This is a genomic window from Spirosoma soli (genome assembly GCF_042684525.1).
Classification (GTDB): Bacteria; Bacteroidota; Bacteroidia; order Cytophagales; family Spirosomataceae; genus Spirosoma; species Spirosoma soli.
In genome coordinates this window covers 216,343-230,682 of the sequence record NZ_JBHULN010000005.1, presented here as the reverse complement: position 1 = coordinate 230,682, position 14,340 = coordinate 216,343, and the positions used below count along the sequence as shown (strand labels likewise).

8 protein-coding genes are annotated in these 14,340 nt (G+C 50.4%); 2 read left to right on the top strand and 6 right to left on the bottom strand.

Going from position 1 to position 14,340, the window contains the following annotated elements:
- The first annotated feature begins 180 nt into the window (after positions 1–180).
- Positions 181–621, top strand: coding sequence for a Uma2 family endonuclease (locus ACFSUS_RS10425; RefSeq protein ID WP_381522241.1), 441 nt, complete (start codon positions 181–183; stop codon positions 619–621).
- A 30-nt stretch (positions 622–651) separates the two neighbouring features.
- Here ACFSUS_RS10425 and ACFSUS_RS10420 read toward each other — a convergent pair whose 3' ends face one another.
- The 4 genes from ACFSUS_RS10420 to ACFSUS_RS10405 all read right to left on the bottom strand — a co-directional run bounded on the left by ACFSUS_RS10420 (position 652) and on the right by ACFSUS_RS10405 (position 8,827).
- Positions 652–3,069, bottom strand: coding sequence for an ABC transporter permease (locus tag ACFSUS_RS10420; RefSeq protein WP_381522239.1), 2,418 nt, complete (start codon positions 3,067–3,069; stop codon positions 652–654).
- A gap of 87 nt (positions 3,070–3,156) precedes the next feature.
- Positions 3,157–3,768, bottom strand: coding sequence for a hypothetical protein (locus ACFSUS_RS10415; protein ID WP_381522237.1), 612 nt, complete (start codon positions 3,766–3,768; stop codon positions 3,157–3,159).
- Between the two features lie 177 nt (positions 3,769–3,945).
- Positions 3,946–6,387 carry an ABC transporter permease gene (locus ACFSUS_RS10410; protein ID WP_381522235.1) on the bottom strand — a complete coding sequence of 814 codons (2,442 nt, stop codon included), beginning with the start codon at positions 6,385–6,387 and terminating at the stop codon, positions 3,946–3,948.
- A gap of 13 nt (positions 6,388–6,400) precedes the next feature.
- Positions 6,401–8,827, bottom strand: a complete 2,427-nt coding sequence (locus tag ACFSUS_RS10405; protein WP_381522234.1) for an ABC transporter permease — start codon at positions 8,825–8,827, stop codon at positions 6,401–6,403.
- Between the two features lie 46 nt (positions 8,828–8,873).
- Here ACFSUS_RS10405 and ACFSUS_RS10400 point away from each other — a divergent pair, with 46 nt between their 5' ends.
- Positions 8,874–9,341, top strand: coding sequence for a Uma2 family endonuclease (locus ACFSUS_RS10400; protein WP_381522233.1), 468 nt, complete (start codon positions 8,874–8,876; stop codon positions 9,339–9,341).
- A gap of 2 nt (positions 9,342–9,343) precedes the next feature.
- Here the strand turns inward: ACFSUS_RS10400 and ACFSUS_RS10395 are convergent, their stop codons facing one another.
- Together ACFSUS_RS10395 and ACFSUS_RS10390 are read right to left on the bottom strand one after the other, a co-directional pair.
- Complete coding sequence (locus ACFSUS_RS10395; protein ID WP_381522232.1) at positions 9,344–11,713, bottom strand: ABC transporter permease; 2,370 nt, start codon at positions 11,711–11,713, stop codon at positions 9,344–9,346.
- Between the two features lie 73 nt (positions 11,714–11,786).
- Positions 11,787–14,201, bottom strand: coding sequence for an ABC transporter permease (locus ACFSUS_RS10390; RefSeq protein WP_381522231.1), 2,415 nt, complete (start codon positions 14,199–14,201; stop codon positions 11,787–11,789).
- Positions 14,202–14,340 lie beyond the last annotated feature (139 nt).

Below are 14,340 nucleotides of genomic sequence, written 5' to 3'. Positions count from 1 at the left end.
GTGGTGAGTTTAGCGTATTTGGCAGTGGAAACTGAGACTTTCGGCCAAGGTTACAGAAAAAGTGAAAAATATTTTTCGGAGAAAATAGATGGGATTATAAAGGGTCTAGTAGGGCTTACTCAACCCATTTAGCAATTAGGTTTTTTATATTTAGGTAGTATTGTATAAACTCGTTGCGCTATGGAAGCTATTATTGAGCCAGTCACCGATTACGAAGACGAAAAAATATCGAGTATCAACCACGCTGAATTACAGAGCCATTTATCCTTTCTATTACGGGCCGCTTATCGGCAAGAATATAGCATTTATACTGAGCTCGATTTTGACTTCGCTGCTGGTAAGACCCGCCCTGATTTATGCATTATGCCTAAACGAAAAGTAGATTGGCTGGCTGATGAGATCATTATGCAGGATGTCCCTATCACAACCATCGAAATTCTTTCGCCAGAGCAAAGCCTGAACAGCCTGACCGACCGAATCTACAAGAAGCACTTTCCGGCGGGCGTGAAAACCGTCTGGCTGGTGGTACCAACCGTGCAGACGGTGTCCATTCTATTGCCTGAGCGCCGACAGATCAACTTTTCACAAGGTGTTGGTACTGATCCTGTGACGAATATTTAGCTTAACCTGAGTGAAATCTTTGAAGGCTAATCACTCGGCCCGTAACGTCTTCACGGGATTTGACAGAGCCGCCTTGATGCTTTGAAAACTAACGGTCAGGAAAGCCACCCCCAGGGCAAGAACACCAGCCAGCACAAATACCCACCATTGGATGTCAATCCTGTAAGCAAAGTCCTGCAACCACTGGTGCATGCCATACCACGCTAGTGGAGACGCAATGATGATGGCGACAAAGACGAGCTTCAAAAAGTCTTTTGCTAACAGATTTACAATACTAGGTACCGACGCTCCCAACACTTTGCGAACGCCGATTTCCTTGGTTCGCCGAGCGACCGCCAATGTTGCCAGACCGAATAAGCCCAGGCACGCGATGATGATAGAGAGTACAGAGGCAATCGTGACAATTCGGCCCATGCGCTGCTCCGCTTCGTACTGACGTTGCAGATCGGCATCCAGGAACGTAAAGCGGAACGGCTCGTTTGGTGCCACACTTCTCCAGGTTCGTTCCAGCATAGCTACTTTCTCCTGAACGTTACCCACCGATAAACGCACGGACAAATCAGGTGAGGGCGACGACTGGTACATAAGATTCTCAATGCCTCTGAAAATTGAATCAGACCGCATCATCATAATCAGCGGCTCTACTTTGGCGTGTAAGGACGCGTAGTGAAAATCTTCGGTAACGCCAATGACGCGATGATCCGGAAACTTGCCCGGTAGCCGTTGATTGATTGGGTTTGTCCAGCCAAACTTCTTGACAAACGCCTGATTGACGATGATAGCCCCGTAATTATCCGCGCTGTTTTTGGGGTCAAAATTACGTCCGGCAACGAGTTTGATGCCGTACGTTGGCATGAAGTAGGGATCGACCACGTTGAATTTGCATTCGCGGTACACTTTCTGATTGTCCGAAAACCCCATGTCGCCCCAACCGCCCCCGGCAAAGGGGAAAGCCGACGAGGCTACTCCTAACACATCTTTCTGGGCCGACAACGCATTCCGAAACCGCTCGACCAGCGCCCGGCCTTCGGGGCCGCTAACCCCTACCGGAATGATCGCCGTCTGCTCCTTCTGGTAACCTAATGATTTGTTTTGCAGATAACTTAGTTGCTGATTCAGGACAAAGGTGCCCGCAATTAACATGACCGATAAGCTAAATTGCACCACCACCAGCGCCCGCCGGAAAAAGCTAACGTCACCTTTCAGGGATAATTTTCCTTTTAAGACTTCCACCGGTCGGAAACCCGACAGAATCAGCGCCGGGTAGCTACCCGCCACCAAGCCGACCACGACAATCAACGCGAGCAGGAGAAGGGCCGTAGTGCCGTCAAAGTGGAACTGTAACTCCTGATTGGCAAGTTTGCCGAACAGTGGGGTCAGCGCCATTGATAAGACTAAGCCCAGTATTACGGCCAATACGGTCATTAGTAAGGCTTCGCTCCAGAACTGATTCATAAGTTGGCTCCTGAGGGCTCCCATCGCTTTCCGAACGCCCACCTCCTGCGCCCGACTGACCGAGCGGCCCAACGATAGCGTCATGAAGTTAATGCAGGCGATAATGAGCAGAAACAGCGCAATACCGGACAGTATATACGAGTAAGCTGGGTTGCTAATGGGTTCCAGACCAGCGGGTAGGTCGTTGTTGAGGTGTATGTCGGTAATAGGTTGCAAATGAATGACGTAGTTGTTGCCCTTATATTTTTCTCCCAGCGCCGTCCGAAGCATAGATGGATACTTAGCGGCCAGCTTGTCAACGCTGGCGGTTTCGCGCAGCAATACGTATGTTTCAGGATCGACGTTGAACCAGCTTTTCTGGTACCGATCTGACACCAGCCCCTTGATGTGTGCCATTGGGATAAGTACACCGAACCGAATGCTGGAGTTGGTCGGTACGTTCTTCGCTACGGCTTTGACCGTAAAGGCCTGCATGGTACTGTCTAACTGCATGTTCAGTATCTTGCCCACGGCATCCTCCGAACCAAAGTATTTCTGGGCAATCTCTTCGGTCAACACGACTGAGTACAACTCCTGCAAGGGATTAGTGGACTGGCTGGTGACCAGTGGAAAATCGAACATCTTCAAAAAGTCAGGGTCGACCATGTGGACCCGTTCATTAAAAACTTCGCTGCCTTTGCGGACGTTAAATTCGTTGATCCGCACGCGGGTCATGCCTTCCACTTCCGGGAACGTTTCCTGTAAGGTTTGGCCCAGGATGTAAGGAGTTGAGATGTTCGTAAACTGCTCGCCTTTGTATTCCTCCTGGGTCCAGGCGCGGTGCAGTCGGTTGGCTTTGGTATGGAAGCGGTCGTAGCTCCACTCATGGCGGACATACAATCCTAACAGCAGGCAGCAGGTTACGGCCACCGTGAGTCCGCCCAGATTGATGAATGAGTAGATCTTGTGGCGGGCAAAGCTGCGCAATGCCACCTTGAGGTAGTTCCTGAACATCACAAAAAGAGTTAAAGGAATAGGAATAAATGAGAAAGGAGGCAGCAACCAAGTTGAGCCTCCTTGTATGATTGTTCGCCGTATTTTTTACTGATTGGCCGACTTAATGCCCAGGCTGCGCTCGGTTTCTTTAATAATGGCCTGCTTTTCGCGCTCGGTTTTGCCGACTACGTTGGCTGTCCGCTCAACAACTAGTTCTTCGCCATCTTTCTGGAAAACGTATTGCATCCATAAGCGACCGTTTTCTTTGTCTTCGCGAAACAGAACGGATGAAGGCGCTACGTCGCTGGGCGACAGCGAGGCCGTATCTTTAGTTTCAGCTGGGTCGGTTGGTTCACCAGCGCGGGCGCTGGCAAGGGTAGCATACTCACTAGCTGCATTTGCATACGCAACTTCGTCATCGCATGGCTGTTTCTTGGTCCATACGTCACGCTTTCTGTTAACAACCACGACCCGGCGCTTCACCGAAAGAGCCTGATCGAGTGAATCGATAATCCGATGTTCAAGTTCTTTTACGTCACTCTCGTCCATGTCCGCTACGTCGAAAGAACGGTTGTAATGCACAGACCGACCAGGCTGCTCAATATCAACGCGAATCCGCAGCTGCCGACCATCCGTCGTTATCTCTTTGCTCGATGACCGTTGTGCTACCCCGCTGAATCCAACCGCGAGTAGTAACAGGGTAAATAGCGCTTTCATAATCTGACAATAATTGCGTAGCGGTTTGATTAGACAAGGTATATTTTCTTAATTAAGCTAGGATCATGCCAAGTATATACGCATTTGTTTATCAACAGCTTATATTTAAGTAGAACACGAGAAATGTCCGATATCGGACATTTCTCGTACGGCAGCGGACAAGTAAATATACCCTGTCTATTCGGTACGTAGGCTCTTGACGGGGTCCATCAGGGCGGCTCGTATGCTCTGAAAGCTAACGGTTATCAGCGCAATGATAACGGCTACTAAACCGGCCAGCGCAAACATCCACCACTCGATGGAAATCTTGTATTCAAAATCTTTAAGCCATTCCGACATTACGTACCAGGCGATGGGGGAGGCTATAACCAGAGCGATACCAACCAACTTAATGAACTCATTGGAGAAAATGCCGAAAATATGAGTCGTCGACGCGCCCAGAGCTTTACGAATGCCTACTTCTTTGGTTCTCGATTCTACCATAAACGCGACGACTCCGTATAGGCCTAAGCAGCCAATAAAAATGGCAATGCCTGCTAGTAGGCGGAATAGGCCAAACAAACGTTCTTCGTTCTTATAAAAGTCATCGAGGGTTTTGTCCAGAAATTCGTACTGGAACACGAAGTCGGGGAAGGTAGCCTCCCACGCTTTCTGAACGGTGCTTAACAACGCACTGATGGCCTCTGGACTGCCTTGTTGCGAAGCGAGCTTGATGCCAAGTGTGTTATATGTATCCAGTTTAGTGGACATCAGGCAGGGCGCTGTTTTCCGGTGTAAAGAGAACGTGTTGAAATCTTTCACGACGCCAACGATGGGCTTTTTCACCGAATTAGGTCCGCCTAAGGCGATCATCTTACCCAGAATTTGCTGAGGCTGCGCAAAGCCTAATCGCTTCGCCAGCGATTCATTGACCACAAATTCGCGCATGGTATCAGCTGGGACAAACATGCGGCCCGCCACTAATATGAGGCCATACGTACGAACGTATGACGTATCGGCCGGCCGCATGACCACCCCATAGTCTTCATTTTTATCCGCGTTTTCAAAGCGGAAGCTAGCCGTCCAGTTACCGTTGGACGAGGGAGCTGATATGCCATAGCTCAACGACTGTATGCTGGGCAGGCCAGCGAGCTTAGCCCGCAGATTTTCGAGTTGCCCGGGCTTGCGTTCCGGAATGGGTATGGTGACTACGGCCTCTTTGTTGAACCCCAGATCGGCCGATCGGAAATGCTGCATCTGACTGTAGGCGATGATGGTGCCGATGATGAGCATCTGCGAAATGGCAAACTGTACCACAATTAGGCTTCGGCGGAGCGTGAGGTATTTACTGCCTGCCACCCGAAGTCTGCCTTTTAAGGCCAGTACAGGCTGATAGCCCGACAAGACTAAAGAAGGGTAAAAGCCGGCCAGTATGGTTGTGAAGAAACCTAATGCTACCAGGAAGCCGATAACCACAGGATCTACCAGGGTTAAGGCGTCGGCCTGAATATCTAAGAGTTCGGCTACGTTCGGAAGGGCAGCGTAAGCAACCCCCAGGGCTAATACAATGGCAATGGCGGTCAGTAACCCTGTTTCACCTAAAAATTGCCGGGCCAACTGCCCTCTCGAACTGCCCAGTACTTTCCGGACGCCGACCTCTTTCGCCCGCCGAATGGCCTGAGCCGTAGCGAGGTTGATAAAGTTGACGCAGGCCGTAATAAGAATGAACAAGCCGATCAGCCCCATGGCCCAAATCGTTTCCTTGCTAATCGAACGATTCGCGTAGTTACCGGTGCGGGTATGAAAATGAATGTCGGTCAGCGGTTGCAGTTCGTACCGTAGGTTTTTTGCATCTTCAGGGCGTAAGTGTTTCTTGGCAAAACCGGCCAGCTTTTGCTCCATTTGCGCAGCTACGGTAGCCTGACTAGCTGATGCCTTGGGCAAGGTCAGATAAAGCTGGGCTCCACTGTAGGTCGACTGCCAGTCGTCCCAGTCGGTGAAAGCGCCGTATTGTTTCAGGGAAGCAAACGAAAGCAAGACTTCAAAGGGTACGCTGCTCGTTGCCGGAGGATTCTGCACAACACCTGTTACGGTGAAATCCTGCCGGTTTTCCAGGCGTACTATTTTTCCGATGGGATCGGTGTTGCCAAAATATTTCTTAGCCATACGCTCCGATAGAACGACGGTGTTCGGGTTCTGAAGGGCCGACAAAGCATTCCCGCTTTTCCAGCCGTAATCGAACAAACGAAAGTATTCGGGTTCAACAAAGGCGACCAGACCACGGCCTTCTTTAAACTTATTAGCGGCTGAACCACCGGTTCGGATCACTACGTCACCAATCTCATGGATGAGTGTCAAGTCGTGTTTCAAGTCTGGGAAATCAATACGTAAGGCGGCTAGAGCAGGCAGTGGTATACCCGTATCGAAGCCGTCAGATGTGCCGTTCTGGTAATGGGCAACCAATCGATACGTCCGGTCGGCGTTCGCGTTATGGCGGTCGTAACTTAGCTCGTGCCGAATGGCCATAAATACCAGCAAGCAACAGGCCAGCCCAAACGTTAGGCCAATGACGTTGATAAACGTATAGTTCCAGTTGCGCTTCAGGGCGCGGAGAGCAGTAGTAACGTAATTGCGGATCATCGGTTCTCAGAATTTATTCGGAACGAAGAGATTTAACGGGGTTCATCAGGGCAGTAGCAATTGTTTTGCTGCCAACGGATAGTAGCACCAGCAACAGGATAAACAGGGCGGGTACCGCGAAAAGCCACCAGCTTAGTTCGATACGGGCCGCATAATTGGCCAGCCAGTTTTTGACTAAAAAATAGGTAATCGGCAGGCCGATCAGTATGGATACCAGAACGGTTCGGATAAAATCTTTCGAGAGCAAAACCATCAGGTTTGTCGTGCTGGCGCCAATCACTTTCCGAATGCCAATCTCCTTCGTTCGTTTGGAAACGGTAAACGTAGCCAGGCCAAACAGGCCCAGACAGGAGATCAAAATGGCGAAGCCGGTCAGGGCACCGAATACCTGCTGAAAGCGGTCATCAGCTTTGTACTGTTTGTCATACTCACTATCCATGAAGAAATAGCTGAACGGCGAATAAGGAAAACTGGCTTCGTAAACCTTTTTCAGCGTAGCGAGCTGGTCTTTGGCATTTCCCCCCGCAAACTTCACACTGGCAAACGAATCAAAGTTGGGCGAGTACACGTGGATGATCGGAATGTAAGCCGCCTTGGGCGATTCGTAGTGGTAATTTTTCACGACTCCCCGAATCGTTGCCTTGTGCCCCCAAAGATCAACCCGCTTGCCGATCGCTTCTTCAGGCGTAGGAATTCCCCAGAGCCGGATGGTTTCTTCATTGACAATAAGTTGCCGATCAGTTGTATCCGAAAAGCCGGGCCGGGTCGTGGCATCAAAGTTTTTGCCCGCCAGCAACTTGATGTCCATCAGCCCGATAAACGACGTGTCTATCTGGGTCAGGTAATAATTGTAGGAGGTCTTTTTGACAACATCCGATAAATTGATTCCCGTTGTCGTACTCATTTGGGTCGATCCCATGCCCGGTACGGTGCCAGAAAGGGATACAGCCTTCACCTGTGACTGGTTGAGCAGCATTTGCCGAAACGTACCGTAATCCTTCTGGGCATTGTTGCCCACCGGGGCTTTCACGACGAGGGTGCGATCAATGTTTACGCCTAAATTTTGTTCCCGCAGAAAGTTAACTTGCCGGTAAACGACAAATGTTTGCACCAGCAGAATCAGAGTAACGGCAAATTGAAAAACCACTAGCGACTTGCGTAGCAATGTTCCTTTGGCTGAGCGTGAGAAATTACCTTTGAGAACCGTGACCGGATTGAACGAAGACAGGACGAAGGCGGGGTAGAAACCCGACAGAATAATACTTAGCGCCAGAAATGCTCCAACGCTTTCCCAGAAAAACATATCCTCAAACACGGTGAAGCCTTTAGGCAGACCCGCCACATCGACAAACACCGGACGAAGGGCTGCGACTAATCCTACAGCGAGAATCCCGGCAACGAGATTGACCAGGACGGTTTCTGTGAAAATCTGGGCTTGTATCTGCCCCTGGGTGGAGCCGACGACTTTTCTCATGCCAACTTCCCGCGCCCGGTCGAGGGCTTTGGCGGTGGTCAGATTCACGTAGTTGACAAAGGCGCTTACGAGTACCAGAAGGGCCACGCCCAACAGAAAGTACACGGAACGGGCGTCGCCATTCGGTTCAGTTTCAAAGTTCTTGTGAGAATACAGGTGAATATCGCCAAGCTTCTGGCCGATTACCCGATGATTTCTCATTTTCTTCTCACTGGCTAACCGGTCATTAAGGGCCACCAGCGATTTTGTAAACCCTTCGTAGCTGGCGTTATCGGCTAGTTGCACGTAGGTGAGGGTATTGTTTCCATCCCAGTTGTCTTCCCGCTCGCCAAAGTCTGATAGCATCGTCGGGTACGAAAAAAGCATATCAAATTTTAGGTGCGTGTTGGCAGGACTGTCCGGCACGACGCCCACTACGTCAAATAGAACGTTACTTTCCGACCTTGGAATTTTCAGGGTTTTACCCAGCACGTCCAGCGTATTGAAGTAGGTCAATGCCATCGATCTTGTCAGGACAACCTGTCGTGGTCTGGTAAAGAGATTGGTTCGGCTTCCCCGGAGCAGCGGGTAATTGAACATCGAGAAAAAGGATGAATCGACGGCGTAGACTTTATTGACCAGAAAATACTTCTCACCAATCTGAACCGTCACACTGGGTTCACCGATCGGATAAGCGCGGGTATAGTTGACGACCTCGTTCATTTCCCGTTTCACTTTGTCGCCAAGCGGAGGATTGGTTTCTGTATCCTGCGCGTCGACCGTACCACCGTTCATGTAGTCGAGAGTGAGCCGCACAATCCGATCAGCCAGCGGGTGTGTGTTTTCGTAACTCAACTCGAAGCGCACATACTGGATAATCAGTAATGCCACGGCTAAACCGGTAGCCAGCCCCACTACGTTGATGAGCGTGAACGTTTTATCTTTCCTGAATAGTCGCAGAGCGATTTTTAGGTAGTTACTGAACATAACGTTTAGCCTGTTTTTGTTATCTTTGATAAAAACTCGGTTAGTTATGGAAGGACAATCAATCGATTTAATCGAAGAATTCCACTCCGAAGATATTATGTCGGTCAATCATTCTAAATTGATTCATCGGTTAAGCGTGTCTCTTGACCGCTATGAGGGCCAATACGATATTTTACCAGAATTAGAGCTTGAACTTTCAACGGGTAAATGCAAGCCTGATGTGTCTATATTTAACAAGCTCTCTGTTGATTGGCTTAACGATGTTATTTTCTACACCAAACCGCCCATTATCGCTGTTGAAATTTTGTCACCAAAGCAAGCACTTACCGAACTGACCGATAAAGCTTACAAGCAGTATTTTCCTGCGGGGGTGCAGGCTGTTTGGTTGATCATTCCTGTTCTGCAAATCCTCCATATCTTACTACCTGACGGCTCTAAACGCATATTCGCTGAAGGGCTCCTGCACGACCCAGTGACCGGCTTCGAACTTGATTTAGCTTATCTTTTTAAGTAGCCTTACTCCGTTCGTAAACTCTTGACGGGGTTCATCAGGGCGGCTTTCACACTTTGGAAACTGACCGTTAGCAGGGCAATGACCACCGCCACCAGACCCGCCAGTCCGAACATCCACCACGCCAGTTCAATTCGGTACTCAAAATTTTGCAGCCACTGCTGAGCCGCGTACCAGGCCAGTGGAGTAGCCAGCACAATGGCGATCAGCACTAACTTCAGGAAATCTTTCGACAGCAGGGTGACCACACTGGTGACCGATGCGCCCAGCACCTTACGCACGCCAATCTCTTTGGTACGTTGCTCGGCCATGAAAGCCGCCAAACCAAATAAACCCAAACTGGCGATTAGGATTGCCAGTCCGGCAAACACGTTGGCCAGCGTACCGATAATCATTTCGCTTTTGTAGAGCTTTTGATATTCACTATCGGCAAACTGGTAGCTGAACGGGATCTTCGGGTTAAATTTCTGGTACACGTTCTCCAGACTGGCCAGGGCCGTTTTGGTTTGACCGGGCTGTGTACGAATCAGAATAGTTTCGTACGGATAGAGTTTCCCGAGCCGAATGACTAAAGGCTCAATAGGCTTGTGGAGCGAGCCGTAGTGGAAGTCGTTTACCACACCGATGATCGTACCGGGCCGGTCCCATTGGGTGAGAGGTTTACCCAGCGGATCACTATACCCAATGATTTTGGCCGCGGTTTCGTTGATGATGTAGTTGCTTGAGTCGGTCCCGAAAGTCGGTGAAAAATCACGCCCTTTAACGCTCATTTTCAACGTTTTGATTAAGTCGTAGCCGCCCGATTGAATCATGAAGTTAGGGTTGCTGTTGGGGTCTTTACCCGGCCAGCTGATGCCGAAGGTGCTCATGTTGGCGAAACCTAACAATGGACTCTGCATACGAGCCACGCTTTGAATACCCAGCATTCGGAGCAGCTCCTGTTTAAAGGTTTCGTACTTGGGTACTAATTCCCCTTCGGCCATCACATACAGCAGATTTTCTCGCTCGTAGCCAAGGTTCTTGGTCTGCATGTAATTCAGTTGCCGATACACCACCACCGTTCCCACAATCAACAGCATGGATAAAGCAAATTGAACGATAACTAGCCCCTGGCGAAACACCTGAGCACCCGCACCGAAACGAAGTGAGTTTCTGAGCACGCGTACCGGACTGAGCGACGAGAGAAACAAAGCTGGGTAACTGCCCGCTATCACCCCAACTACTAAGCCTAACCCAAGTAGCATCGCCCAAAAGATAGGGTTGCTCGCCGGCAGTATAATCTGCTTATTGGTTAACTGGTTAAACGCGGGTAAAACCAGGGCGGCCAAACCTATGGCGAGTGCCAGGCCCAGGAAGGTAAGTAATAGTGCTTCACCAATAAACTGCCCGATCAGTGCCCCTCGCTTGGCCCCGACCACCTTCCGAACGCCTACTTCCCGCGCCCGCTTGGCTGAACGAGCCGTGGCTAAGTTCATGAAGTTGATGCAAGCGATGAGCAGAACGAATATGGCCACAATGCCAAACAGTTGCACGTAGTCAATCCGGCCGCCGTTGGGGTACCCGTTCTCGAAGTTGGAATACAGATAAGCGTCCCGCTCGGGATACAGAAACAATTGAACGTCAAAGCTGGCGGAGTTGCCTACATTATGCTTTTTTAATTGGGATTTGATCTTTGCTTCAAAAGCCACCGGGTCCGTGTCCGCTCGTAGCTGGATGCGGGTTTGAACCGGACTGTTGCCCCATTCCTTTGCCCAATCTTTTTGGGTCATGAACTGAGACCAACTCAGCAGGAAATCATACCTGGCTTCTGCATTGGCGGGCAGGTCCTCATAAACCGCGGTTACCTGATAATCAGTATTGTTGTCGAAGCGTATGGGTTGATTGATAGCGGCTTGTGCATCGCCGAAATACGTTTCGGCAACTTTGCGGGAGATGGCTACGCTGTTCGGGACATCGAGTGCAGAAGCTGAGGAGCCCGCCAACACCGGAATACCGTACAGCCGGAACCAATCGGCCCCGACGTACCGAATAGTCTGTTTCTCAATTTTATTATTAATTGTAACGATGTGGGGCTCTTCCCAGGAGAAACTGGCGGCATATACCACTTCGGGAAACTGCTGTTTTAGTTCCGTTGCCAGCATACCGGGCGTGCCCTCACCAGCGCTTACCGTGCCGTTCTGATTCAGCCGTTGATAGACGCGATACAGGTTATCGCTGTTCGGGTGCTGCCTGCCAACGCTTAGCTCATCCTGAATCCAGAGCCCAATCAGCAGGCTACAAGCCAGGCCCAATGCCAGGCCTAAGATGTTGATGCCCGAAAAGGTCTTATTACGGACTAAATTCCGCCAGGCGATTGTGATATAGTTTCTTAACATGGTTGTATGAGGCAAAGAGCTGGGGGCTACGGGAGTAGGCTTCAGGAGTCTACCCCTAGTCCCCAGCTCTACGCTATTCCGTTCGTAAACTCTTGACTGGGTTCATCAACGCGGCTTTCACACTTTGGAAGCTGACGGTCAGCAGGGCGATCAGCACGGTCAGACCGCCTGCCAGCAGGAATACCCACCAATGAATGTCTGTGCGATAGGCGAAGCTATTAAGCCAATTGTGCATGGCATACCAGGCTATTGGTGAAGCAATCAACAGGGCGATAACGACCAGCTTCATAAAGTCCGTTGAGAACAAAGTAACCAGACTGATTTCCGACGCACCCAATACTTTCCGGATACCAATTTCCTTGGTGCGTTGCTCGGCCATGAACATGGAGAGACCGAACAACCCTAAGCAGGAGATCAGGATCGCAACGCCCGCAAAGATGCTGAACAACGTTTGCTGCGTTCGCTCACGCGCGTAGAGCCGGTCAAAACGCGCATCCAGAAACTGGTAATCGAACGGGCGCTCGGGAAAGAACCGTTTCCAGACGGATTCGATTTGTTTCAGTCCAGCCTCTACATTACGTCCGCCACCCCCAATATGCACCGACATCCAGTTCAGTCGCTCGGGAGCCATCACCATGGCAATGGCCGACATGTTCTGGTGCAACGATTCAAAGTGATAATCTTTCGTTACGCCGATGATCTGCCCATTCCGGGACCCATATTTAAACCGTTTGCCAATGGCCTGCTGGGGCGTCCAACCCAGCAGTTTAACGGCCGTTTCGTTCAGCACGGTCATTGAAGTATCGGTTGGGTAGTCCCGCGAGAAATTTCGGCCGGCCGCCATCTCAATTTGATAGGTTGGAATGAAATCTTCATCGATTTGCAAACCTCTCAGGTTGATGTTAACGGGAGCCATACTGTCCCCTTTCATGGCCGACGCATCCCAGGAATCGAGCAGCCGTCCCGACGGAATGCGTGACGAACGACCCACCGCCTGCACAAGGCCAGTTGCTTTTAGCTCCTGCTTAAGCGTTTGGTAGTTAGTCGTTGAATCACCAACGTCCGACAGCAATACGATCTGGTCTTTTTGGTAGCCCAATCGGTAGTTCTGAATGTAGTTCATCTGGTTGTATACCACCGCGGTGGCGATGATGAGCGCAATGGCAATTGCAAACTGGGTGACCACCAACACCTGTCGCAGCTTGCCGGTACGTAATGTCGACGCAACTTGCCCTTTCAGCACGCCAATCGGCCGGAACGACGTCAGGAAAAAGGCCGGATAACTGCCTGCTACGAGTCCTGTCAGCAGGGTGATGGTAACTAGAATGGTCAGGAAAACCGGATCGACGAGCTGACTGAACGCCAGTTTCTTCTGGGTGAATTCATTCAGCGCGGGTAAGCAGAGAAGCACGAGCACGATAGCGATGCCCAGGGCAAAGGAAACTAATAAAAGTGACTCGCTCAGAAACTGACCAACGAGCTGAGTGCGCAAGGCCCCTACAACCTTGCGCATCCCAACCTCCTTGGCCCGGCCAGCCGAACGAGCCGTTGCCAGATTCATATAATTGATGCAGGCAATGAGCAAAATGAATAAGCCAATTGCCGAAAAAAGATAAACGTATTTGATGTCGCTGGTCGGCTCTATTTCCGAATCCGTGTGCGAATACAAGTGAATGTCCGTGACCTTTTGCAACGTCAGCTGCGACCACTTCGACGCTTTGGTACTACCATCAGACGGAACATGCTTGTCCTGAAATGGCGCAAAGGCCTTTTCCATCCGTTGCGGATCACTTCCTTTAGCCAGCAGTACGTAGGTGTTGAAAGAGTTGTTGCTCCAGTTAGTCCGCAACCCCTCGGCACCGTAGATGCGCGGGTCATTCAGGGTTGAAAACGAGAGAAGAAAACTCGGGTGGAAGTGCGCTTGCGCAGGTAATGGCTCGTAGACCCCCGTAACGGTCAGATCGTACTGATTTTCGTAGCGTACTGTTTTGCCAATGGGGTTTTCTTTCCCGAAATACTTCTCGGCCATGGGGCGCGAGAGCATAATCGAAAAGGGATTTTCGAGAGCTTTCTCGGGATTGCCGCTGGCAAAATCAAAACTAAAAACCTTAAACAGATTAGCTTCGGCAAAGTAAACATCCTGCTCGTCGAAGCGGTGTTCGCCGTAGCGAACCAGTCCATTTGTTTCGAGGGTGCGAACGACCTGCTCGGCCTCCGGAAAATCCTGCTTGATCAGCGGCCCAAATGGTGGAGCCGCCTGTGCCAGCCGCAGCGATGGCGTACCCTCTGACGACAGGAAGGTCCGGGCGACGCGATAGATTCGGTCAGCATTTACATTGTAGCGGTCGTAGCTGAGCTCATCCTTGACGTAAAGAGAAATCAGAAGAAAACAGGCCAGTCCAACGGCAACACCAATGATGTTGATGAAGCTGAATGCTTTGTGCTTCCGCAAATTGCGAAAAGCAATGAGCAGGTAATTACGTATCATAATTTGAACGGGTCTAGACGCGTTTTTTAATACCCAAACCTTGTACCAGAAAGTTAATTGTTTGATTGTCAATGCTTAGATGCTAGCCTTGCTACATAAAATGTCCGCAAACGGACGACGGGCGTACAGTTGCGGACAG

Bases quoted from the DNA above. Each gene is read 5' to 3' on its own strand.
- ACFSUS_RS10425 (WP_381522241.1), top strand. From the start codon at position 181: ATGGAAGCTATTATTGAGCCAGTCACCGATTACGAAGACGAAAAAATA.
- ACFSUS_RS10420 (WP_381522239.1), bottom strand. From the start codon at position 3,069: ATGTTCAGGAACTACCTCAAGGTGGCATTGCGCAGCTTTGCCCGCCAC.
- ACFSUS_RS10415 (WP_381522237.1), bottom strand. From the start codon at position 3,768: ATGAAAGCGCTATTTACCCTGTTACTACTCGCGGTTGGATTCAGCGGG.
- ACFSUS_RS10410 (WP_381522235.1), bottom strand. From the start codon at position 6,387: ATGATCCGCAATTACGTTACTACTGCTCTCCGCGCCCTGAAGCGCAAC.
- ACFSUS_RS10405 (WP_381522234.1), bottom strand. From the start codon at position 8,827: ATGTTCAGTAACTACCTAAAAATCGCTCTGCGACTATTCAGGAAAGAT.
- ACFSUS_RS10400 (WP_381522233.1), top strand. From the start codon at position 8,874: ATGGAAGGACAATCAATCGATTTAATCGAAGAATTCCACTCCGAAGAT.
- ACFSUS_RS10395 (WP_381522232.1), bottom strand. From the start codon at position 11,713: ATGTTAAGAAACTATATCACAATCGCCTGGCGGAATTTAGTCCGTAAT.
- ACFSUS_RS10390 (WP_381522231.1), bottom strand. From the start codon at position 14,201: ATGATACGTAATTACCTGCTCATTGCTTTTCGCAATTTGCGGAAGCAC.